Source organism: Streptomyces sp. NPDC029152, from assembly GCF_055564355.1.
The window spans coordinates 69,338-91,675 of the sequence record NZ_JBVHWR010000007.1; the positions used below are offsets into that span (position 1 = coordinate 69,338).

The window sequence follows — 22,338 nt, forward strand, 5'->3', positions numbered from 1 at the left end:
AGGCGAGTGTACGAGCCGGCGCGGACACCCCGCCGCCACGCCCGAGATCGCAGCGCTACTGCAGCGGACCTGTGACGTCCGTGTCCGCGGGAGCCGCGGGCGGCCGCGCCTCCACCGGCCCGGCGCCCGGCGCCTGGAAGGCGGGCCGCTCCGGGTCCAGCACCGCCAAGCCCTCCGCCGGGGACGACGCCTCCGCGAAGTGCCGCCGCGGGATCCGCCCCGCCCGCCGGGCCAGCCGCCCCGCCTCCACCGCGGAGCGCATCGCCGCGGCCATCAGCACCGGCTCCTGCGCCCGCGTCACCGCCGAGGCCAGCATCACACCCGCGCACCCCAGCTCCATCGCCAGCGCCACGTCGGAGGCCGTACCGGCCCCCGCGTCCAGGATCACCGGCACGCGCGCGTGCTCCACGATCAGCTGGAAGTTGTGCGGGTTGCGGATGCCGAGCCCGGAGCCGATCGGCGATCCGAGCGGCATGATCGCCGCGCACCCGACGTCCTCCAGCTTCCGGGCGAGGACCGGGTCGTCGTTGGTGTACGGCAGCACCGTGAAGCCGTCGTCCACCAGCGTCTCGGCCGCGTCCAGCAGCTCGATCGGGTCCGGCAGCAGGGTGCGCTCGTCGGCGATGACCTCCAGCTTGACCAGGTCCGTGCCGAGGGCCTCGCGCGCGAGGCGGGCGGTGAGGACGGCCTCCCCGGCGGTGAAGCAGCCGGCCGTGTTCGGCAGCACCCGGATGCCGAGCTTCTCCAGGACCGACAGCACGGAGCCGTGCACGGACGGGTTCACCCTGCGCATCGCGACGGTCGTCAGCTCCGTCCCGGACGCCACCAGCGCGTGCTCCAGCACGTCCAGGCTGGGCGCGCCGCCGGTGCCCATGATCAGGCGGGACGTGTAGGCCGTACCGCCGAGGAGGAAGGGGTCGTCGGCCATGGGTCAGCCTCCTTGGACGGCGGTGAGGACCTCGACGCGGTCGCCGTCGGCCAGGGCGGTGGCGGACCACTGCGCGCGCGGGACGACGGTCTCGTTCAGGGCGGCGGCCACTCCGGAGGGGGCCGCGGTGAGCGTGCCCACCAGGGCGTCCAGGGCCGTGCCGGGAGCCACCTCGCGCGGCTCCCCGTTGACGGAGATGTTCATGCGGTCTGCTCCGTGAGTACGGTCTGCTCCGGGGTCTGCTCCGGGAGCGCGGGGGCGGCGCCGAAGCGCCGGGGGGTGAAGGGGCGGGCCTCCTCGGGGAGCTCCCCGGTGGTCAGGACGTGGGCCATCGCGTCGCCGGTGACCGGCGTCAGCAGCACGCCGTTGCGGTGGTGCCCGGTGGCCAGCAGCAGCCCCTCCAGCCCGGCCGGGCCGAGCAGCGGGGCGTTGTCGGGGGAGCCGGGGCGCAGACCCGCGCGGGTCTCCGTGAGGGGCAGCTCGGTGATTCCCGGGACCAGCTCGTGGGCGTCGCGCAGCAGCTCGTAGACGCCGCCCGCGGTCACCGTCGTGTCCCAGCCCTGCTCCTCGCTGGTGGCGCCGACGACCAGCTCGCCGTTCTCCCGGGGCACCAGGTAGAGGGGGTTGCCGCGCACCACGGCACGCACCGTCCGGTTCAGCAGCGGTCCGTGCGTCCGCGGCATGGTCAGGCGCAGCACCTGCCCCTTCACCGGCCGCACCGGCGGCAGCACGGCCTCCGGCACGCCCGCGAGGCGCCCGCTCAGGCTGCCCCCGGCCAGCACCACCTGCCCGGCCGCCAGCGCCGTGCCGTCGGCCGTGACCACGCCGGTCGCCCGGTCGCCCGCGACGGTGAGCCGCTCGGCCCACGCCCGGTGCAGGACCACACCCGCGCGTTCGCAGGCGGCCACCAGCGCGCCGGCCAGACGCCGGGGGTCGATCTGGTGGTCGCCGTCCACCCGCAGGCCCCCGCGCACGCCCGGCGCGAGCATCGGCTCCAGTCGCCGGCACTCGCGCCCCGACAGCCACTCCGACTCCAGGCCCGAGCGCTCCTGCAGCGCGTGCAGTTCCCGCAGGTGGGCGCGGTCGTCGGCGTCCAGCGCGACGGCCAGGGTGCCGCAGCGGCGGTACCCGAGGTCGTGGCCCGTGAGGTCGGTCAGCTCGGCGGCGAACTCCGGATAGCGGCGGGCCGAGGCGAGGTTGAGCGCGAGCAGCGTCTGCTCGCCGTAGTGCAGTTCCGTGACGGCGGCCAGCATCCCGGCCGCCACCTGGGCGGCGCCGCCGCCCGGCTCGGGGTCCACGAGCGCCGTGGCGAGCCCGCGCTGCGCGGACCGCCAGGCCGTGACCAGGCCGATGATCCCGCCGCCCACGACGAGGACGTCGGACGCGCGGGGTGGTACGGACGGTGCGATCGGTGAGGACGACATGGGCGTCCAGCCCCTCCCTTCGCCGGCATGACCCGGATCAGGTTCGTACGGTCGGAGGCCGCCAGCCTCCCTCTCAGCCCGGTGCGTCCGGGCTCCCGCGAGTGCCTTACGTTGGCCACCCTAGCCCGCAGCGCGCCGAACTCGTAAGGGAGCCCTCCACCATGGCCCGTTCGCTCGACGGTCTCGTCCTCGCCCCGGTCGCCGACCAGGCCCCCGGCCAGGTGGGCACCCGCACCCGGTTCACCTACCACGAGGAGGACGGCGAGGTCTGGGCCGAGTACGCGGGCGGCGACGTCGTCCGCGGCCGGCTGGTGGGCACCCGCGCGGGCGACCGGCTCGACTTCCGGTACGTGCAGCTCAGGACCGACGGCAGCACGTCGTCGGGCCACTGCGTGTCGACGGTCGTCGACCTGCCCGACGGGCGGGTGCGCCTGGAGGAGACCTGGGAGTGGGAGTCGCGGCGGGGCAGCGGGACGAGCGTTGTGGAGGAGATCACCGCGCACGAGGACTGACCGGTGATCCGCCGGGTGTCTAAGGTGATCAGGTGAACGAGCAGACGCAGGAGCGGGGAGCGGACGCGGAGCGTCGCGTGGTCGTCGTCGGCGCGGGCATGGCGGGCGTGCAGACCGCGGTCGCCCTGCGCGAACAGGGTTTCACCGGCGCCGTGACACTGATCGGCGCCGAGCCCCACCAGCCCTACGACCGCCCCCCGCTGTCCAAGGCCGTCCTGCTCGGCACGGCCGAGGGGTCCGCCTTCGACGTCGACTTCGAGGCGCTCGGCATCGAGCTGCGGCTCGGCTGCGAGGCACTGGGCCTGCGCCCCGCCGCGCACCTCCTGGACACCTCCGCCGGGCCCGTGCCGTACGACGCCCTCGTCGTCGCGACCGGCGCCGAACCGGTCCGGCTGCCCGGTGCCGAGGGCGTCCCCGGCGTGCATCTGCTGCGCACCCTCGACGACGCCGAGCGGCTGCGCCCGGTGCTCGCCCGGCAGCACGACATCGTGGTCGTCGGCGCGGGCTGGATCGGCGCCGAGTTCGCCACCGCCGCGCGCGAGGCGGGCTGCGCGGTGACCGTCGTGGAGGCCGCCGACCGGCCCCTCGCCGGCGCGCTGCCCGCCGAGGTCGCCGCCCCCATGACCGCCTGGTACGCCGACGCGGGCGCCGTACTGCGCACCCACGCGCGCGTGGAGCGCGTCGAACCCGGCGAGCCGGGCCACGTCGTCCTCGACGACGGTTCGCGGCTGCCCGCCGGCGCCGTCGTCGTCGGCGTCGGCGCCCGTCCCGCCACCGCCTGGCTCGCCGGCTCCGGCATCGAGCTCGGCCCGCACGGCGAGATCCTGGCCGACGACCGCCTGCGCACCTCCGTGCCGGACGTCCACGCGGTCGGCGACTGCGCGTCCTTCCCCTCCGGCCGCTACGGGGAGCGGCTGCTCGTCCACCACTGGGACAACGCCCTCCAGGGCCCGCGCACGGTCGCCGCCGACCTCGTCGGCGCCGCCGCCGGCGAGGCCCCGGCGCCCTACGACCCGGTGCCGTACTTCTGGTCCGAGCAGTTCGGCCGGTTCGTCCAGTACGCGGGTCATCACGCGTCCGCCGACACCACCCTGTGGCGGGGGGACCCCTCCGGTCCCGCCTGGACGGTCTGCTGGCTGCGCGACGAGCGGCTGGTCGCCCTGCTGGCGGTGGGCCGCCCCCGGGACCTGGCCCAGGGCAGACGCCTGATCGAGGCGGGCGCCAGGATGGATCCGCGGCTGCTCGCCGACCCCGCGAGGCCGCTGAAGGCGGCGACGGCGTAGTCCGCCGTCGGCGGGTTGGACCGGGTCCGGCTTCCGACTGTCGGTGCCAGATGGCAGGCTGGAGGCGTGACCGAGATTGACGCAAAGATCGATGCTCTCGTACCCGCCTGGCTCACCGTCCCCGACATCGCCGAGATGCTCGGTGTCGAGGTGACCCGCGTGCGGCAGCTGATCAAGGAAGGCCAGCTCATCGCCGTACGCCGTGGCGAGAACCGCGCGCTGCACGTCCCGGCGGCCTTCATCGACGGGGACAAGGTCGTCAAGGGCCTGGTCGGGACCCTGACCCTGCTGCGGGACGACGGCTTCACGGTCGAGGAGATGCTCGAGTGGCTCTTCACGCCCGACCCGACCCTGCCCGGCACCCCCGCGCAGGCGCTGAGCGAGAATCGCGGCACGGAGGTGAAGCGCCGCGCCCAGGCGCTCGCCGTCTGACCCGACACGCCGCCCGCCGTACGGGCCGCGACCCTCGCGGCCCGTACGGCACGGCCCGTACGTCATCGACCTGGGGGGACACACCCATGCCCGAGACCGCCGCCACCGCACGCGCCCGGCTCGCCGACGCCCGGCTCTACCTGTGCACGGACGCCCGCAGGACCCAGGGCGACCTGCCCGCCTTCCTGGACGCGGTGCTGGCCGGCGGCGTCGACATCGTGCAGCTGCGCGACAAGGGCATGGAGGCCGCCGAGGAGCTGGAGCACCTCGAGGTCTTCGCCGACGCCTGCGCCCGCCACGGCAAGCTCCTCGCGGTCAACGACCGGGCGGACGTCGCCCACGCCGCCGGCGCCGACGTGCTGCACCTCGGCCAGGGCGACCTCCCGGTGCCGGCCGCCCGGGCGATCCTCGGCGACGACGTCCTCGTGGGCCGCTCCACGCACGCCGAGGCCGAGGCCGCCGCGGCCGCCGTCCAGGAGGGCGTGGACTACTTCTGCACCGGCCCGTGCTGGCCGACCCCCACCAAGCCCGGCCGCCACGCGCCCGGCCTCGGCCTGGTCCGGTACACCGCGTCCCTGGGCACCGACCGCCCCTGGTTCGCCATCGGCGGCATCGACCTCGGCAACCTCGACGAGGTGCTGGACGCCGGCGCCCGCCGGGTCGTCGTCGTCCGCGCCATCACCGCGGCGGACGACCCCGGAGCGGCGGCGGCCGAGTTCGCGAAGCGCCTGCGGCAGGCGTAGGACGGGAGCGCGTCCGGCGCGGTTGCCGGGGGCACGTGTCCAAGGGATGGACAACAAACCGGCAATACGGACAAATGTCCCGCATCCGGTTGGGGGGCCGCCGCTCCCTGGCTAACCTGCCCGTATGGCCCTCGGAACCGCATCCACCAGGACGGATCGCGCACGCACCGTGCGGGACATCCTCGCCGCCGGCAAGACGACGTACTCGTTCGAGTTCTCCGCGCCGAAGACGCCCAAGGGCGAGAGGAACCTGTGGAGCGCGCTCAGGAGGGTGGAGGCGGTCGCCCCCGACTTCGTCTCCGTGACCTACGGCGCGGGCGGCTCCACCCGCGCGGGCACGGTCAAGGAGACCGAGCAGATCGTCGCCGACACGACCCTGACCCCGGTCGCCCACCTCACCGCGGTCGACCACTCCGTCGCGGAACTGCGCAACATCATCGGCCAGTACGCCGACGCGGGGATCCGCAACATGCTGGCCGTGCGCGGCGACCCGCCCGGCGACCCGACGGCCGAGTGGGTCCCGCACCCCCGGGGCCTCACCTACGCCGCCGAGCTGGTGCGCCTCATCAAGGAGTCGGGCGACTTCTGCGTCGGCGTCGCGGCCTTCCCGGAGATGCACCCGCGCTCCGCCGACTGGGACACGGACGTCGCGCACTTCGTCGACAAGTGCCGGGCCGGCGCCGACTACGCGATCACGCAGATGTTCTTCCAGCCCGAGTCGTACCTGCGCCTGCGCGACCGGGTCGCCGCGGCCGGCTGCGAGACCCCGGTCATCCCCGAGGTCATGCCGGTGACCAGTGTGAAGATGCTGGAGAGACTGCCGAAACTCAGCAACGCCTCGTTCCCGGCCGAGCTGAAAGAGCGGATCCTCTCGGCACAGGACGATCCGGCGGCTGTACGCTCCATTGGCATCGAGTTCGCCACGGAGTTCTGCGCGCGGCTGCTGGCCGAGGGTGTGCCCGGACTGCACTTCATCACGCTCAACAACTCCACGGCGACACTGGAAATCTACGAGAACCTGGGCCTGCACCACCCCCCGCGGGCCTAGACCGGCCGCACGTATTTGCGACACACTGCGTAACGGCCACTGGGAGAGGGGCGTACATGGGCTGGACGGTCCTCTACATCGCGTTCGGCGTCGTCGCGCTGTGGCTGCTCGGTGAGGTGCTGCTGCAGTACAAGGCGCGGCTGCGCTGGCGGCTGCTCGCCTTCGGCGGGTTCACCGGCGTGGTGGCCGGCGTGCTGATGTCGAACGTGCTCGTCATCGGGGTGGGCGCCGCCGCCTTCGCGGTCGGCCAGACCTACGTCACCCTGTCGTTCCGTCGCGGCTTCGAGGCCGGATGGGCGGTCAACGCCCCTCAGGGCCTGGTGGGCAGCAAGCGCCGCCGCCCCGAACGGAGCCGCCGGGAACCGACGTTGGAGGTCTCCGGCCTGGAGGCGGGCGACGCCGCCACCGCCCCCCACGAGGAAGGCGCACCGGGCCACGACGGCCTCTCCTACGGCCACGACGACTACGACCGGGACGACGTCTTCACCCCGGTCCGCCCCGCCGAGACCACCGCCGTCTACGCGCCGCAGCCCATGCCGGACGACAGCGGCTCGTACGGCGTGTACGGCGCCGACTCCGGTTACGGCCAGGACCAGCAGACGCCGGCCGCGCAGAGCCCCGGCCAGGCCTACGCCCACGACCACTCCGGCTACGGCGGGCAGGACTACGGCTACGACACCGGCGGGCAGCAGTACGCCGCCTACTCCGACCCCTACATCGGCACCCACACCTACGGCGGCGGGGCGTACGACACCGGCGGCTACGACGCCACCGGCGGGGCGCAGTACGGCCAGCAGGGCTACGGCCAGGGCCAGTTCCCCGCCGGGACGCCCGGCGGCCACGCCGGCGAGACCCCGCCCGGCGGGGTGTGGGTGCCGCAGCAGCGCACCGCCGACGATCCGTACGGCGCCGAGCTCCCGCCGGAGCAGGCGTACCCGTACCAGGGCGACGGCCAGGCACAGGGCCCGAGCCAGGGATACGACGAGCAGTACCGCTACTGACGGCACCCGGGCCCGGTGACGGGCCCGCCGGTCACTGCGAGCCCCGGAAGTCCGGTCCCTCCACGACGAGTCCGGCGACCAGCGCGCCCGACATGCCCGCGTGCGGCAGCCCGCCGCCGGGGTGCGACCAGCCGCCCGCCGTGAACAGCCCCGTGAGACGCGTGCTGTTGGACGCGTGCAGCAGCCGCCCGTCCGCCGCCGCCAGCGCCGGAGCCGGAACCGCGCCGCCCGCCGCCCCGGTCTCCGCCGCGATGTCGGCCGGGGTGCGCACCTCCTGCCACAGGAGACGGTCGCGCAGCCCCGGCACGGCCCGCTCGGCGACGGCGACGAGACGCTCGGCACGGCCCGCCGCGTCGGCGCCCGCGGGCACCACCGAGGTGAGCGTGACCGCCTCGTGGTCCGGGCCGGGGACCAGCCCCGGGTCGTCGGGCCGCAGGACCGTGACGGTCGGCTCCGCGGGCGCGCCGGGCGCGGCACCGAACAGCGAGTCCAGCTCGCCCGCCCGGTCCCGGGCGTGCACCACCGTCCGGTGCGCCGTGCCCCCGGGGCGGCCGCCCCGCAGCGCCAGCAGCACCGTGAGCCGGCTCGCCGCCCCGCGCTGCGGCGGAACCTCGCCCGCGCCGCGCACCACCGTGTCCCCGGCGAGGCGGTCCAGCACGGCGGGCGCCACACCGGCGACCACGTACTCGGCCTCGGCCGTCCCACCGCCGGCCAGCTCCACGCCCGCCACCCGGCCGTCCTTCTCGACGATCCTGGTGACCTCGGTGCCGAAGCGGAACTCGACCCGGCGGGCCCGGCACCGCTCGTACACCGCCCGCGCCAGCTCCCGCAGACCGCCGCGCACGTACCACATGCCGAAGGCGTGCTCCATGTACGGCAGCACGGCCGCGTTCGCCGGGACGGTCCGCGGATCGAGGCCGTACGCGAGCGCGTGGCCCTCCAGCAGGGCGGTGAGCCGGGGGTCCCGCAGCTCCCAGGCGGCGACCTCGGCGAGCGTGCCGGCCCGGCGGGTGCGCAGCAGCCGCTTGTGGGGGACCGCGGGGTAGGGCTCGCGTTCGGCCAGCACCTGCCAGTCGGGCCACAGGGGTTCCTCGAGCAGTGGCCGGCGGGTGCGGTCCCAGGCCTCCCGGGCCCGCACCAGCAGATCACCCCAGCGCTGCCCGGCGGGCGGGCCGAGCGCCTCGTCCAGGGCGGCGACCACGCCCGCCCGCGAGGCGTTCGGCAGGGAGACCTCCGTGCCGTCCGCGAACACGTGCCGTGACGAGGGGTCGACCTGGACCAGCTCGACGCAGGACTCCAGCGGCTCCCTGCCGGTCTTGACGAACAGATCGCGCCAGACCGCGGGCAGGGGCAGCAGCCCGGGACCGGTGTCGAAGGAGAAGCCGTCCCGCTCGAAGCGGCGCACCGCTCCGCCGTACGTCCCGGTCCGCTCGTACACCACCACCCGGTGGCCCGCGACGGCCAGCCGGGCGGCGGCCGCCATCGCGCCCATCCCGGCGCCGATCACCGCAATCCGTGCCATGCCAGGGACTTTATCCGCCCCCGGCGGCAGCCCGGACCGAGGGGCCGTGAGGGGCCCGGGCGGCCACGGCGCACGCCGGCCGCACCGCGGCGGGACCCGCCGAGCGCTCCGACGGGCGTACCGGTGACCGGCCGGTGCCGCGCCCCGGTGGGCTCTCGTGCGCAGGACTGAGTACCCGTACCTAGCCGAGGAGATGAGTACGCACGCGGATGGGCCCCGGCCCGCGTCGACGAGAGAGTGGGGGCACGGAGACGGGCACGGCTCCGGCACCGGCGGCACGGGGCGCCGGAACGGAGCCGGGCCCGCGATCCGCTCCTTCCGCCGGCCGTGGCCGGCGGGAGCGAGGCACGGGGGATCCCGGGGGACGACCGAGAACGGGGGTCTACGGGGGAGCAGGAGAAGGCGCCGGTCCGACGGTGGCCCGCGGGGGACGCGGCCACCGCGGGCCGGCGTCCTTCGTGTCCGGACCGCGTCTCAGGGGCGGCCGCTCACCCGCCCCTGGAGCAGCCGGGACAGGGCCGCGTGCACGTCGTCGAGGGTCCGCTCCGGCTGGAACGACTTCCAGTCCAGCGCGGCCACCAGGACCATGCCGACCAGCGCGGCGGCGGTCAGCGGCACGTCGATCTCCTCGCTGAACTCGCCGCTCTCCACCCCGTCGCGCAGCACGCCCTCCACCACCGCCACGGCCTGCTGCCGGACCACCAGCAGCGTGGACTGCCAGGCCCGGTTGGTCCGCCACAGCTCGGCCACGTACAGCTGGGTGAAGGCGGGGTAGCGGTCGATGAAGAACAGCCCCGCGCGGATCATCGCGTCCAGGGCGTCCACCCGGCCCCGGCCCTCCCGCGCCGTCCGCTCCGCCGCCTCCCGCAGCGAAGCCGTCAGTAGCCCGACACCGTGCCGCAGCAGCTCCTCGAAGAGGACGGACTTGCTGGCGAAGTTGTAGTAGACCGTGCCCTTCGCGACACCGGCGCGCTCGGCGATCTCTTCCACGGTGGTGGCGGAGAAGCCCTGCTCGGCGATGAGGGTGACGGCCGCCTCGTAGAGCTTCTGCCGGGTGGCCTCGCGCCGGCTGCTGCCCTGCGAGGCGGTGCTGCTGCTTTCCATGGTCCCGATTCTCACAGCACCCCGTCCAAGGCCGGCACCGCAGGGCTCGGCGGCACAACGGGACCCGAACGCGTGAACGCATCGAAGGACCAGGTCAGAACGGATTGTCAGTGGCATACCGCACGATGGGCGCATACGGCACCTCGTCACAGTGCGTGCCGTCACGGAGACGACAGGAGGATCGTCATGGCCCACTCGTCCGCAGCCGCCGCCCGGCGGCCCCGCGCAGCCGGCCCTGCCCCCTCACTGAACGGTCCCGCGAGCGACGTGCACCCCGTGCTCCGCCGGGCCTCCGCCCCACCCGCCGCCCTCGACCTCCTCGCCCAGGCCCGCGCCGGCCTGGAAGAGGCCACCACCCTCGAAACGCCGAACGAGCGGTACGCGACGGCCCACCTCGCCGCCCTGCGCACCGCCGCCGCCGTGCTCGCGGCGCGCGGCCGGCCCGAGACCACCCCGCGGGCCCGGGCCCGCATCCGGAGCGCCTGGGAGGTGCTTCCCGAGATCGCGCCCGAGCTCGCCGACTGGAGCGCGCTGTTCGCCTCGGGCGCCCGGCGCCGCGCCCGCGCCGAGGCGGGCATCCAGGGAGCGGCCGGCAACCGGGACGCCGACGACCTGATACGCGACGTGGCGATGTTCCTGCGCATCGTGGAGCGGATGCTCGCCCTCCAGCCGGTCCTGCCCCCGCCCCGCCCCGACACGGAGAAGCCGGACCCGGCCCGGCCGGACCCGGAGCGTCCGGACCCGGAGCGTCCGGACCCGGAGCGTCCGGACCCGGATCCGGACGGAGCGGGGCGCGAGCTGCCCGACGTGGGATGAACGCGCCGGTCCGCCGGGTCCACCGGCGGTACCCGGAGTGACCGGCCGGCGCACCGGAGGCAATAGGGTGGGAGACGCCTGAAGCCTGCCCCTTCCCGCACCCGGGCCGGGGAGGCAGCCCGTTCGCTCCGCCCCTGCCAGAGGCGGTGCCGCGCCGAGGAGTCAACTGCCGTGTCGGACCCGATGCGCCCGCCCGCCTCCCCCCACCGCCACCAGGCGGAGTCGCTGCGCCCCGACCCCTCCCGGTCCCGCGCCGCCCTGCGCACCGCCGTGGTCCGGGAGGTCCTCCAGGACGCCCTCGACCGCCGGGTCAAGGCCACGGGCCGCCAGGTGCTGGACGTCCTGGACACCGGGGGCGGCAGCGGCAACTTCGCGGTGCCCCTGGCCCGCCTCGGGCACCGCGTCACCGTCGTCGACCCCAGCCCCAACGCGCTCTTCGCCCTGGAGCGCCGGGCGGCCGAGGCCGACGTCGCCGACCGGGTCCGGGGCGTCCAGGGCGACGTCCACGGCCTCTTCGACGTCGTCGAGCGCGGCGGCCACGACGTGGTGCTGTGCCACGGCGTCCTGGAGTACGTGGACGACCCCGCGGAGGGCGTCCGCAACGCGGTGGCCGCCCTGCGCTCCGAGGGCGTGCTCAGCCTGCTCGCCGCCGGCCTCGGCGGCGCCGTGCTCGCGCGGGCCCTCGCCGGCCACTTCACGGAGGCCCGGCAGGCGCTCGGAGACCCGGACGGCCGCTGGGGCGCGGGGGACCCGATGCCCCGCAGGTTCACCGCGGAGCAGCTCACCGGCCTGGTCGAGGACGCGGGGCTCCGGGTCGGCGCCGTGCACGGCGTGCGGGTCTTCGCCGATCTCGTCCCCGGCGCGCTCGTGGACACCGAGCCCGGAGCCCTGGACGCACTGCTCAAGCTCGAGGCCGCGGCGGCCGAGCTCGCCGCCTTCCACTCCGTGGCCACGCAACTCCACGTGCTCGGTGAGACCCGGGGGACCGAGGAGGCCTGAGTGCCGTCTCACGAGGCAGCCCCCTGATCAGGGTCGCGGCGGCAGATGGAGTACGCCACAGGCCACCCGAACGGGGGCCCGGAGCCGTATGATCGAGGGAGACCGCCCGGCATGACGGGTCGGCCGCTGGGGAAAGGAAACTTCAGCGAGCCGGCGCGGCCATGACGGACTCCGGTTGGCCAATTGGCGTAGAGGGGCGGGTTTCACGGGGGCGATTCCCTGCCTATCCTGAAGGGACCCCCCGGGTCGCCCCGGCGACTGCACGATGAGGAGGACTCCGTGCCGCTCTCGGAGCACGAGCAGCGCATGCTCGAGCAGATGGAGCGAGCGCTGTACGCCGAAGATCCCAAGTTCGCGTCGGCGCTCGAGGGAAGCGGGCTGCGTACGTACACCCGGCGGCGGGTCTACCAGGCGGTCGCGGGCTTCCTCGTGGGAATTGCGCTCCTCATGGCCGGTATGGTCGCCAAGCAGGTCTGGCTCAGCGTGGTGGGTTTCCTCGTCATGCTGGGCTGCGCGGTCCTCGCCGTGACCGGCTGGCGCAAGGCTCCCAAGCCTGGCGAGCAGCCCGCCGCGGGCGTCGCGGGCGCCGGACCGCAGGGACGCCATCAGGTGCGGCAGAGACGCTCCGTGATGGACCGCATCGAGGAGCGCTGGCAGCGCCGCCGGGACGAACAGCAGGGCGGCCAGTAGCCGCCCGCCGCCCACCACGACAGTCCGTGTGAGGGGGTGACCACCGATCGGTGGTCACCCCCTCACCCGTGTCCGCGCGCTCCCCGCGCGCCTCGGCACACCCCTCCGCGGGACCCGCCACCGGCCCCGGACCCCTTGCGAACCCGCCACCGTCACTGCCGCCGGCACCGGGCCCCGCCGCGTGAACGGCGGGCCCGGTGCTCCTTGGGGCTCGTGGGCGTCAGCCCTGTTGTCCCGAGGTCTTCCGCAGCGCCGGCCGGACCGCCGGGAACCGCCGCCTGAGCGCCGTCCACCGGGCCGACGCCGCCCACACCACCCGGACGGCGGAACGCGGGGCGAACCGCGCGCGCAGTGCCGTGCCACGGCCGACCGTGGCCCGCAGCCCCGCACTCACGCGGTGCACGTCCTCGGTGAGACCCGCGGCCGGGCGAGGGCGGGAGGCGTAGAGAACCTGTTCCACGGCGTCCGCCACCCGGTGCACCGAGGCCGCCGCGGCCGCGTCGAGCTGCCCGAGCCGGACGATCCGGTCCGCCGCCCTGCGCGGCGTCCGCGACTCCTCGGGCGGGATGCCGAAGTCCCACGCCGTGTCGGACAGCTCCTCCCAGACCGCCAGGACGTGCGGCGCCGCGTCCGCCTCGCCACGCCCGTGCGCCCCCAGCCGGACCGACCGGACCCGCATCCGCCAGAGCATCGGTGCCAGCGGGAGCACCAGGACCGCGAGGCCGCCCAGCGACCAGGCCAGGACCGCGTACCACGTCGGTCCGCCGCCGCTCGTGACCGCCACCGCCGCCGCCGACTCGCTCGGGCAGGCCTCCAGCTTCCTCAGCCGGGCCGAGCAGCTCTCGCTCGCCGAGGGCGCCGCCGACGGCTCCGACGTCGTGTTCCGGGACGGCAGCGCGGGGTCGGGCACCGTGTTGCCCGGCGTGTTCTCCACCGTGTAGGAGGGGACCGAGCCCCGCGTCGGCGTGGGCTCGAACCGGGTCCAGCCCACGCCCTCGAAGTACAGCTCCGGCCAGGCGTGCGCGTCCCGCAGCGTCACCGACACCGAACCGTCCGCCTGCGGGGAGCCCGGCGCGAACCCGACCGCGACCCGCGCCGGTATGTCCAGGGACCGGGCCATCGCCGCCATGGCGAAGGAGAAGTGGACGCAGAAGCCCTGCCTGTCCTTCAGGAAGCGGGCGATCGCCTGCGAACCGCTGCCGACCTGCACCTCGGTGTCGTACTCGAAACCGCCGGTGACCGCGAAGTACTCCTGGAGCGCGACCGCCCGTTCATAGGCGTTCGACGTCCCCTCGGTCACCTCCCGGGCGGTCCGCGCCACCACCGGCGGCAGCGAGTCCGGCAGCTCGGTGTACTCCCGCCTCAGGGCCGCCGGCGGCTGCGGTGCCGCGGCGAGCTGTTCCGCCGTCGGCCGCACGTCCAGGCTCCGCACCTCGTACGTCAGCCCGCGCGTGTTCTGGCCGTGGTCGCCGACCAGCGTCATGCCGACGGGCTCGTAGCGCCAGTTGCCGTCGATCCGGACGCCGCTCGGCGGGTACGGCATCGGCAGCCAGTCCTGGGCGTACCAGTCCGCGGCCGAGACCGTGGTCTCGGTCTGCACCCGCTCGATGTCGGGGCCGAGGCCGGCCGGGGTGGGGAACGTGCCCTCCGGCACGGCGGTGATGCGCCGCTTGGACGGCTTCCAGGTGCTGCCGTCGAAGTCGTCCAGGGACACGATCCGCAGGTACAGGTCGGAAAGGGCGTTCGAGTCGGTCCTGACGGACAGGACCTGGCGGTCCTCGTCGACGTTGAGACTGTCGCGCAGGGAGACCAGCGGGTTCACCGCGGAGATCGTGCCGCCGCCCCCGGTCCCGGAGCCGACGCCCGTACCGGTGCCGTCGAGCAGCCCGCCGTCCATCGCGGGCAGCGCGAGCGGCACCGCGAGGGCCACGCCCAGCGCCAACGCGCCGATGCGGCGCCCGGTGCGGACCGGGGCCGCCGGACCGCCGCGGCCGCCGCCCGGGAAGCGCGGTGTGCCGCCGAAGACCCGGCCCCACTGCGCGAGCCGCTCGCGGCCCTCGGCCAGCAGCAGCATCAGGTAGCCGGCCGCCGCGACCAGGAACCACAGCCAGTCGGCGCCGCCGTCGGACAGCCCCGCGGCCACCGAGTACAGGGCCAGCAACGGCAGTCCGGCCGGGGCCGCGCTGCGGAAGGTCACGGCGAGGGTGTCCACCAGCAGGCCGATCACCAGCACGCCGCCGACCAGCATCAGACGGATGCCGTCGGACCCGAGCGGCGCGGGGACCGCGTACCGCGCGATGTCGTCGCCGCCCTGCCGCAACAGCTCGGCGAAGTGCCGGAAGGCCTCCGGACCGGGGATCAGCCCGGCGAGGGCCTGCCGACGGGCGAAGTCCAGGGTCAGCAGCACCAGGCCGGCCACGGCCTGCGCGGCGATCGTCAGCGGCCGGGCCAGTGACACCCGGCGGGCCGCCGCGCCCACCCCCGACTGGACCGCCAGCAGGACCGCCGCCTCGACGATCCAGAAGACCGGGTCGACCAGGGGCAGCAGCGCGCACGCCGCCATCAGCGTGGCCGCCCAGGCCCACAGCGCCAGCCGCGCCCGCCCGCTCACCGCGCCCCCTCCTCACGACGCGCCGCCGCAGGACCGCCGAGCCGGTGGTCCGGGGCCGCCGGGGCGCACGGCGCCGATCGTGCCCGTCCGCTCATCGTGCGCCCTCCCCGCCGCTCGCCGCCGCGAGTCCCGTGCGCTCCCGGTCCGCCAGCCGCCACAGCTCCTCCAGACCGGCGCCCCGCGGCACACCCACGGCGCTCCAGCCCGCCTCGCGCAGCATCCGCAGCCGTTCCCCGCTCCCCTCCGAGGGGCCGGGCCCGCCGGACGCCTCCCGCCGCCACGTCCCACCGTCCAGCACGAAGGCGACCGCGCCGCCGCTGCGCCGCCGCATCCGGGCGGCCACGGCGGCCTGCTCCTCGTCCAGATCGCCGAAGAACGCCACCAGCAGCCCCTCGCTCCCGCCGCGCAGCACGTCGTGGCCCCGGGACAGGTCCGTGCCGTCGGAGTGGCCGATCACGGCGAGGGTGTCCATCATCAGCCCGGCCGCCTCGGCCGTCCCCTGGCTCATGCCCGCGAACCCGTCGGTGCCCTCACCGGGCACCGAGTGCCCGGTGTCGGTGAGCAGCCGGACGGAGTACCCCCGCTCCAGCATGTGCACCAGCACCGACGCCGCGCCCGACACGGCCCACTCGAAGGCCGAGTCGGGGCCCGCGCCCTCGAAGGCCGCGCCCCGGGTGTCCAGGAACACCGTGCACCGGGCGCGCTGCGGCTGCTCCTCGCGGCGCACCATCAGCTCCCCGTGGCGCGCGGTGGAGCGCCAGTGCACGCGGCGCAGGTCGTCGCCGTAGCGGTACCCGCGGGGAATCACGTCGTCCTCGCCCGCCAGTGCCGGCGAGCGCCGGCGTCCGTCGCCGTGCCCCTTCGCCTCGCCGCTCAGCCGTACCGGCGGCAGCGGCTCCACGCGCGGGGTCACGGTCAGGTCGTCGTACGTGGAGAAGGACCGGGTCAGCTCGCACATGCCGAACGGGTCGGTCAGCCGCAGCTGGAGCGGGCCCAGCGGATAGCGGCCGCGCAGGTCGGAGCGGACCCGGTAGGACACCTCCCGGCGGCCGCCCGGCTCCACCCGGTCGAGCACGAAGCGGGGGCGCGGTCCGAGCACGTAGGGCACCCGGTCCTGGAGCATCAGCAGACCGGTGGGCAGCCGAGAGACGTTGTCGATGCGCAGGTGGACCCGCGCCTCGCTGCCCGCGGGCACCCGTCCGGGGGAGAGGCGGCGGCTGCCCGCGACCCGGTAGCGCGTGCGGTACAGCACCGTCGCGCACACCAGCGGCAGCACGCCCAGCAGCAGCCCGACCCGCAGCAGGTCGCTCTGCCCGAGGACGAAGGCGCAGATCGCGGCGGCGATGCCGGCGGCCAGGAAGGAGCGCCCGCGGGTGGTCAGGCCCGCCAGGGCGGTGCGGACACCGCCGGCCTCCCCGCGGCCGTCCCCCGTCCGCCCCGTCCCCCCGGCGTCCATCACAGCCTCCGCGGCGGCTGCTGGCCGTACGCCGGCTCGCCCCGGCCCATGCCGTAGCCGGTCTGCTGCTGGGACGCCGCGGGCACCGGGGTGCGCTGCAGGATCTCCTGGACGACCTGCTCGGCGGTACGGCGGTTGAGCTGGGCCTGGGCGGTGGGCAGCAGGCGGTGCGCCAGGACGGCGACGGCGAGGGCCTGCACGTCGTCCGGCAGCGCGTACTCCCGGCCGCTCAGGGCCGCGGACGCCTTCGCCGCGCGCAGCAGATGCAGCGTCGCGCGCGGTGAGGCGCCGAGTCTCAGCTCCGGGTGGGTCCGCGTGGCGGCGACCAGGTCCACCACGTACCGCCGGACCGGGTCCGCGACGTGGACGCTGCGGACCGCCTCGATCAGCTTCAGGATCTCGTGCGCGTGCGCCACCGGCTGGAGGTCGTCCAACGGGCTCACCCCGCCGTGCACGTCCAGCATCTGCAGCTCGGCGTCCGGGCTGGGGTAGCCGATGGAGACGCGGGCCATGAAGCGGTCCCGCTGGGCCTCGGGCAGCGGGTAGGTGCCCTCCATCTCGACCGGGTTCTGCGTCGCCACCACCATGAAGGGGCTGGGCAGCTCGTAGGTCTGGCCGTCGATGGTGACCTGGCGCTCCTCCATCGACTCCAGCAGCGCGGACTGCGTCTTCGGCGAGGCGCGGTTGATCTCGTCGCCGATCACCACCTGGGCGAAGATCGCGCCCGGCTTGAACTCGAAGTCCCGGCGCTGCTGGTCCCAGATGGACACCCCGGTGATGTCCGAGGGCAGCAGGTCCGGCGTGAACTGGATCCGCCGCACGGAGCAGTCGATCGACCGCGCCAGCGCCTTGGCCAGCATGGTCTTGCCGACCCCGGGGACGTCCTCGATCAGCAGGTGCCCCTCGGCGAGCAGCACGGTCAGCGAGAGCCGTACGACCTCCGGCTTGCCCTCGATCACGCCTTCCACCGAAGCGCGCACCCGCTCGACCACGGCGGTCGGATCGTCCCCCACCCTCGGACCTACTCCGGTGGGGGGACCCCCATGGCTCGCACGATCGTCATAGGTCGTCACCCGGCCCTCCTCGGCCTTGCCCCGCGCTTCCTCGGAAGCCCGGGGTACCCCAGCATTCCGGACCGGCTCCGTGCGGCCGGCCGGCCCACCCCGCATCACGGACGCCGTGCGGAAACAGTTCCGCGCGGCACCACTTCCCCGCATTCTTGCCGCCGTTACCGATTCGTGTCACTCGCCTGTGGACAACTGGCCGCGTTATGTCGGGCCTTACGGCCTTTGCGGGTCCTGCGCGGCGGGGGACCGCGGGCGCGGGGCGGCAGGGGCGGTGAGGATCAGGCGGGCGTGACCTCGTCCAGCCGGCCCGTCTTCACGTCGAAGACGAAACCGCGCACGTCCTCGGTGTGCAGCAGGAACGGCGAGGTGCGCACCCGCTCGATCGACTGGCGGACGTCCTGCTCGACGTCCCGGAAGGACTCCACCGCCCACACGGGACGCTGGCCGACCTCCAGTTCCAGGTCGTGCCGGAAGTCCTCGGTGATGGACTCCATGCCGCAGCCGGTGTGGTGGATGAGGACCACGCTGCGGGTGCCCAGCGCCCGCTGGCTGATGGTGAGGGAGCGGATCACGTCGTCGGTGACGACACCGCCCGCGTTGCGGATGGTGTGACAGTCGCCGAGGCTGAGGCCGAGCGCGGCGTGCAGGTCGAGCCGTGCGTCCATGCAGGCCACGACCGCGACGCGCTGGACCGGCCGGGCGTCCATCCCGGGATCGGTGAACGCGGCGGCGTAGCGCGCGTTCGCCTCGACGAGCCGGTCGGTGACGCTGCTGTCGCCGGCTATGGCGGATTCCGGGCCTGCGGGAACCGATGCGGAAGTCGTCATAACCATGACGTTACTGGTCGCGTGTGCCCAAAGCCCGCTGCGAAGAGGGACAAAGAACGCCATCACGGCTTGTTGTGAGCCAATCCACAGGGCGTGAGAATGCGTCCGGACGGGTGAAAAGCCCCGGCGCACCGGTTTGCGGACGCCGGCGTCCGCGACGCGCAGGCCGGTTGATTGACCGGGCGACAGGGTGGACTAAAGTGGCGCGAAGCGGGAGGCCAAGCTCTCCCTGCTGGACTGAACACCCCGGAGACCTGGGCGATGTCCCACCAGGTCTCCCCACGTGCGCGGCGCGTACGTACGGCTCGGCCTCCTCCCGCTCCCGGCCGGCCGACGCTTTTGGCGCCGGCAGGCCTCCCCTTCACGAGCGAGCGGGAGGGGACCCGGCGGTGCGTGACGCCGTGCCGGATCCCGAGAGGCCGTCCCAGTTGAGCCAGAGTCGACACGTCCCGGTGATGCTCCAGCGGTGCCTGGACCTGCTGGCACCCGCCCTCCAGGAGCCCGGAGCCGTAGTGGTGGACTGCACGCTCGGGCTCGGCGGGCACAGCCAGGCACTGCTCGACCGTTTCCCCGAGGCCCGTCTCGTCGCCCTCGACCGGGACAAGGAGGCCCTGCGCCTGTCCGGCGAGCGGCTCGCCCCGTACGGGGAGCGCGCCACCCTCGTCCACGCCGTCTACGACGAGCTGCCCGACGTCCTCGACCGGCTCGGCCTCCCGCGCGTCCAGGGCGTGCTGTTCGACCTCGGCGTCTCCTCCATGCAGCTCGACGAGGCCGACCGGGGCTTCGCCTACGCCCAGGACGCCCCGCTCGACATGCGCATGGACCAGACGACCGGCATGAGCGCCGCCGAGGTCCTCAACACCTACCCCCCGGGCGAACTCGTCCGCATCCTGCGGGCCTACGGCGAGGAGAAGCAGGCCAAGCGGATCGTCTCCGCGATCGTGCGGGAGCGCGAGAAGGAGCCGTTCGCCAACAGCGCCCGGCTGGTGGAGCTGATCCGCGCCGCGCTGCCGCAGGCGGCCAAGCGCACCGGCGGCAACCCGGCCAAGCGCACCTTCCAGGCCCTGCGCATCGAGGTCAACGGTGAGCTGTCCGTGCTGGAACGGGCGGTCCCGGCCGCCGTCGAGGCGCTCGCCGTGGGCGGGCGGATCGCCGTGCTGTCGTACCACTCCCTGGAGGACCGGCTGGTCAAGCAGGTGTTCGCGGCCGGTGCCGCCAACACCGCGCCGCCCGGACTGCCGGTGGTCCCCGAACGCTACGCGCCCCGGCTCAAGCTGCTCACGCGCGGTGCCGAACTTCCCACCGAGGAGGAGATCGCCGAGAACCGGCGGGCGGCACCGGCACGGCTGCGCGGAGCCGAACGCATCAGGGAGTCCGTCGGGTGAAACGAGTGAGGCAGGCCAGGCGGGTGCGGGTGTGCCACCCGGGCCGAGGGGAGGGCGAGTGAGCGGGAGACCTCAGCTGAAGGGGAGGGCTGCCCGGCTCGCCCGGCTCCTCCCGCCCGGCAGCGTACGCGGCAGGGCCGCCCGGGCGCCCTTCGTGCTCCTCGTCGTCCTCCTGCTGGGCGGCGGGCTCATCGGGCTGCTCGTGCTGAACTCCGCCCTGAGCGAGGGCTCGTTCCAGCTGGACGACCTCGAACAGGAGACGAAGAGCCTCACCGACGAGGAACAGGCGCTGCAGCGGGACATCGACGCCTACTCCGCCCCGCAGGCCCTGCAGCACCGTGCCCGCGAACTCGGCATGGTGCCCGGCGGAAGCCCCGTCTTCCTCGCCCCCGACGGCACCGTCAAGGGCTCGCCCGCCCCGGCGGCGGCCACCGCCGCTCCGCTCGTCCTCGCCCCGGAGGCACTGACCGGGCTGTCCGCCCCAGCCACCCCGACCCCGACCTCCGGCAGGTGACGGAAGTGTCCGACAGGCAACCGCCGCGCCGCCGTGTGCCCGGACCCGCGAGGCCCGTCGGCCCCGGCGGCCGGCGGCAGCCCGGACCCGGCGCCCGCCCGGCGCGCCGGCCCGGCCCGCCCCGGCCCGGAGCGCCCCGCACCATCCGGCTGGGCAGCCCCCGGCCCCGGCTGCGCATGATCGGCCTCGCGCTGACCCTCGTCATGGCCGCCTTCGTCGTACGGCTGCTCCAGGTGCAGGCCGTCGACGCCGGCACCTACGCCGCCAAGGCCGAGCAGAACCGCTACGTCGTGCACACCCTGACCGCCGACCGCGGCGGCATCACCGACCGCAACGGCGTGGCCCTCGCCACCACCGTGGACGCCTACGACATCACGGCCGACCCCACGATGTTCACCCGCGAGGCGCTGAAGGTCGACGACGGCCCCGAACAGGCGGCGGCGCTCCTCGCGCCGATCCTCGGCACGGACCAGCAGGAACTCGTCGACCGGCTCCGTCCGGCGAACAAGAAGCTGCGGTACGTCCGGCTCGCCCAGCGGCAGACCCCGCAGGTCTGGAACCAGATCAAGGACCTGAAGACCGCGCTCGGCAAGAAGGCCGAGACGGACAGGTCCGCCGTCAACGTCCTCGCGGGTGTCCTGGCCGACCCGAGCAGCAAACGCGTGTACCCGGGCGGCGACCTCGCCGCCGGCATCCTGGGCTGGGTCAGCGCCGACGGCAAGGGCGGCGGCGGCCTCGAACGACAGCTCGACAAGACGCTGGCGGGCAAGGACGGCGAGATCCGCTACGTGCAGTCCGGCGGACGCCAGGTGCCCACCGCCGGCGCCAGCGAGACGCGCGCCGTGCCCGGCAGCGACGTCGAGCTCACCATCGACCGCGACATCCAGTGGGCCGCGCAGCACGCCATCAGCGAGCAGGTGGAGAAGTCCAGGGCGGACGGCGGCTACGTCATCGTCCAGGACACCCGCACCGGCGAGATCCTGGCCATGGCCAACTCGCCCGGCTTCGACCCGGGCGACCTGGCCCACGCCGACCCCGAAGCGCTCGGCAACGGGGCCCTCCAGGACGCCTTCGAGCCCGGCTCCACCGCCAAGGTGCTGTCGATGGCGGCCGTGCTGGAGGAGAACGTCGCCACGCCGACGACCCACATCACCGTCCCCAACCGGCTCAAGCGCGGCGACCGGCTCTTCAAGGACGACGTCGACCACCGCACCTGGTACCTCACGCTCAACGGCGTGCTCGCCAGGTCCAGCAACATCGGCACGATCATGGCCACCGGCGAGCTGGGCAAGACCCAGCAGGAGGCCAACAAGGTGCTCTACTCCTACCTGCGCAAGTTCGGCCTCGGCGAGTACAGCGGGCTCGGCTTCCCCGGCGAGACCAAGGGCATCCTCGCACCGCCGGACCAGTGGTCGACCTCGCAGCAGTACACGATTCCTTTCGGCCAGGGCGTCTCCGTGACCGCGCTCCAGGCGGCCTCCGTGTACTCGACGATCGCCAACGGCGGCGTGCGCGTCGAACCCACGCTCGTGCGCGGCACCAAGGGGGACGACGGGCGCTTCACCCCGGCCCCCGAACCCGAGAAGACCCGTGTGGTCAGCGAGAAGACCGCCAAGACCCTCGCCCGGATGCTGGAGTCCGTCGTCGACGACGAGGACGGCACCGGCACCAAGGCGCGCATCCCCGGCTACCGCGTGGCGGGCAAGACGGGCACGGCCAACCGAGTGGATCCGGCCACCGGCAAGTATCACGGCTACACCTCGTCGTTCGCCGGGTTCGCCCCCGCCGACAAGCCCCGCGTCACCGTCTACTGCGCCATCCAGAACGCCACCGAGGGCAACTACTTCGGCGGCCAGATCTGCGGACCCATCTACAAGCAGGTCATGGAGTTCGCCCTGAAGACCCTCCAGGTCCCGCCGACCGGGGCCGCACCCGCCAACCTTCCGGTCGAGTTCGCGCCCTGACCGGCCGAGAGT

20 protein-coding genes, 1 pseudogene and 1 riboswitch are annotated in these 22,338 nt (G+C 74.6%); of the genes and pseudogenes, 12 read left to right on the plus strand and 9 right to left on the minus strand.

All coding sequences use genetic code 11. From position 1 onward, the window contains the following. Nucleotides 1-136: 136 nt before the first annotated feature. The 3 genes and pseudogenes from ACZ4V6_RS16575 to thiO all read right to left on the minus strand — a co-directional run. Nucleotides 137-928, minus strand: a pseudogene (locus ACZ4V6_RS16575) (thiazole synthase); the annotation flags it as partial. 3 nt (nt 929-931) lie between these two features. After that, complete coding sequence (thiS, locus tag ACZ4V6_RS16580; protein WP_030402143.1) at nt 932-1,132, minus strand: sulfur carrier protein ThiS; 201 nt, start codon at nt 1,130-1,132, stop codon at nt 932-934. Continuing rightward, on the minus strand, nt 1,129-2,352 hold the full coding sequence (thiO, locus tag ACZ4V6_RS16585; protein ID WP_467827539.1) for a glycine oxidase ThiO: 1,224 nt from the start codon (nt 2,350-2,352) through the stop codon (nt 1,129-1,131). The genes thiS and thiO overlap by 4 nt, the downstream gene beginning before the upstream one ends. Continuing rightward, nucleotides 2,350-2,461: riboswitch (TPP riboswitch) on the minus strand. It overlaps the preceding gene by 3 nt. 52 nt (nt 2,462-2,513) lie before the next feature. On the opposite strand from thiO, the gene ACZ4V6_RS16590 reads away from it, so the two are divergent. The 6 genes from ACZ4V6_RS16590 (at nt 2,514) to ACZ4V6_RS16615 (ending at nt 7,371) form a co-directional block, all read left to right on the plus strand. Further along, entirely contained in the window at nt 2,514-2,864 is a 351-nt protein-coding gene (locus ACZ4V6_RS16590; protein ID WP_467827542.1) for an avidin-fold protein, read from the plus strand. Nucleotides 2,865-2,896: 32 nt separating this feature from the next. Beyond that, complete coding sequence (locus tag ACZ4V6_RS16595; RefSeq protein WP_467827545.1) at nt 2,897-4,147, plus strand: NAD(P)/FAD-dependent oxidoreductase; 1,251 nt, start codon at nt 2,897-2,899, stop codon at nt 4,145-4,147. Nucleotides 4,148-4,213: 66 nt separating this feature from the next. Beyond that, the gene (locus ACZ4V6_RS16600; protein WP_077797631.1) at nt 4,214-4,579 is read left to right on the plus strand and encodes an Rv2175c family DNA-binding protein; all 366 of its coding nucleotides are present in this window, start codon (nt 4,214-4,216) and stop codon (nt 4,577-4,579) included. Nucleotides 4,580-4,665: 86 nt separating this feature from the next. After that, nucleotides 4,666-5,322, plus strand: coding sequence for a thiamine phosphate synthase (thiE, locus tag ACZ4V6_RS16605; RefSeq protein ID WP_467827547.1), 657 nt, complete (start codon nt 4,666-4,668; stop codon nt 5,320-5,322). Between the two features lie 124 nt (nt 5,323-5,446). Next, nucleotides 5,447-6,370, plus strand: a complete 924-nt coding sequence (gene metF / locus ACZ4V6_RS16610; protein WP_467827549.1) for a methylenetetrahydrofolate reductase [NAD(P)H] — start codon at nt 5,447-5,449, stop codon at nt 6,368-6,370. Nucleotides 6,371-6,426: 56 nt separating this feature from the next. Further along, nucleotides 6,427-7,371, plus strand: a complete 945-nt coding sequence (locus ACZ4V6_RS16615) for an SCO2102 family sporulation regulator (protein ID WP_467827552.1) — start codon at nt 6,427-6,429, stop codon at nt 7,369-7,371. A gap of 31 nt (nt 7,372-7,402) precedes the next feature. Here ACZ4V6_RS16615 and ACZ4V6_RS16620 read toward each other — a convergent pair whose 3' ends face one another. Together ACZ4V6_RS16620 and ACZ4V6_RS16625 are read right to left on the minus strand one after the other, a co-directional pair. Further along, on the minus strand, nt 7,403-8,893 hold the full coding sequence (locus ACZ4V6_RS16620) for a phytoene desaturase family protein (RefSeq protein WP_467827554.1): 1,491 nt from the start codon (nt 8,891-8,893) through the stop codon (nt 7,403-7,405). Nucleotides 8,894-9,367: 474 nt separating this feature from the next. Then, a complete protein-coding gene (locus tag ACZ4V6_RS16625) occupies nt 9,368-9,997 on the minus strand; it encodes a TetR/AcrR family transcriptional regulator (protein WP_467827557.1) in 630 nt (209 codons plus the stop codon). A gap of 186 nt (nt 9,998-10,183) precedes the next feature. Here ACZ4V6_RS16625 and ACZ4V6_RS16630 point away from each other — a divergent pair, with 186 nt between their 5' ends. From ACZ4V6_RS16630 to ACZ4V6_RS16640, 3 genes are all read left to right on the plus strand, one after another. Beyond that, the gene (locus ACZ4V6_RS16630) at nt 10,184-10,813 is read left to right on the plus strand and encodes an SAV_6107 family HEPN domain-containing protein (RefSeq protein ID WP_467827560.1); all 630 of its coding nucleotides are present in this window, start codon (nt 10,184-10,186) and stop codon (nt 10,811-10,813) included. A 171-nt stretch (nt 10,814-10,984) separates the two neighbouring features. Beyond that, a complete protein-coding gene (locus ACZ4V6_RS16635; protein ID WP_467827562.1) occupies nt 10,985-11,812 on the plus strand; it encodes a class I SAM-dependent methyltransferase in 828 nt (275 codons plus the stop codon). 279 nt (nt 11,813-12,091) lie between these two features. Next, on the plus strand, nt 12,092-12,502 hold the full coding sequence (locus ACZ4V6_RS16640; protein WP_467827565.1) for a DUF3040 domain-containing protein: 411 nt from the start codon (nt 12,092-12,094) through the stop codon (nt 12,500-12,502). Between the two features lie 220 nt (nt 12,503-12,722). On the opposite strand, the gene ACZ4V6_RS16645 is transcribed toward ACZ4V6_RS16640, so the two are convergent. The 4 genes from ACZ4V6_RS16645 to ACZ4V6_RS16660 form a co-directional block, all read right to left on the minus strand. Further along, nucleotides 12,723-15,065, minus strand: coding sequence for a transglutaminase TgpA family protein (locus ACZ4V6_RS16645; RefSeq protein ID WP_467828244.1), 2,343 nt, complete (start codon nt 15,063-15,065; stop codon nt 12,723-12,725). A gap of 139 nt (nt 15,066-15,204) precedes the next feature. Further along, the gene (locus ACZ4V6_RS16650) at nt 15,205-16,569 is read right to left on the minus strand and encodes a DUF58 domain-containing protein (protein ID WP_467827567.1); all 1,365 of its coding nucleotides are present in this window, start codon (nt 16,567-16,569) and stop codon (nt 15,205-15,207) included. Then, nucleotides 16,569-17,642, minus strand: coding sequence for an AAA family ATPase (locus tag ACZ4V6_RS16655; protein WP_467827570.1), 1,074 nt, complete (start codon nt 17,640-17,642; stop codon nt 16,569-16,571). The genes ACZ4V6_RS16650 and ACZ4V6_RS16655 overlap by 1 nt, the downstream gene beginning before the upstream one ends. A 272-nt stretch (nt 17,643-17,914) precedes the next feature. Further along, a complete protein-coding gene (locus ACZ4V6_RS16660; RefSeq protein WP_467827572.1) occupies nt 17,915-18,463 on the minus strand; it encodes a beta-class carbonic anhydrase in 549 nt (182 codons plus the stop codon). Between the two features lie 428 nt (nt 18,464-18,891). Between ACZ4V6_RS16660 and rsmH the strand changes: the two genes are divergently transcribed. Genes rsmH through ACZ4V6_RS16675 form a run of 3 tightly spaced genes read left to right on the plus strand, consistent with a single transcriptional unit; the run spans nt 18,892 to nt 22,326 of the window. After that, nucleotides 18,892-19,848 carry a 16S rRNA (cytosine(1402)-N(4))-methyltransferase RsmH gene (rsmH, locus tag ACZ4V6_RS16665; protein ID WP_467827575.1) on the plus strand — a complete coding sequence of 319 codons (957 nt, stop codon included), beginning with the start codon at nt 18,892-18,894 and terminating at the stop codon, nt 19,846-19,848. Between the two features lie 58 nt (nt 19,849-19,906). Beyond that, complete coding sequence (gene ftsL / locus ACZ4V6_RS16670) at nt 19,907-20,362, plus strand: cell division protein FtsL (RefSeq protein ID WP_467827577.1); 456 nt, start codon at nt 19,907-19,909, stop codon at nt 20,360-20,362. Beyond that, on the plus strand, nt 20,359-22,326 hold the full coding sequence (locus tag ACZ4V6_RS16675; RefSeq protein WP_467827579.1) for a peptidoglycan D,D-transpeptidase FtsI family protein: 1,968 nt from the start codon (nt 20,359-20,361) through the stop codon (nt 22,324-22,326). Before ftsL ends, ACZ4V6_RS16675 begins: the two co-directional genes overlap by 4 nt. Nucleotides 22,327-22,338: the final 12 nt, after the last annotated feature.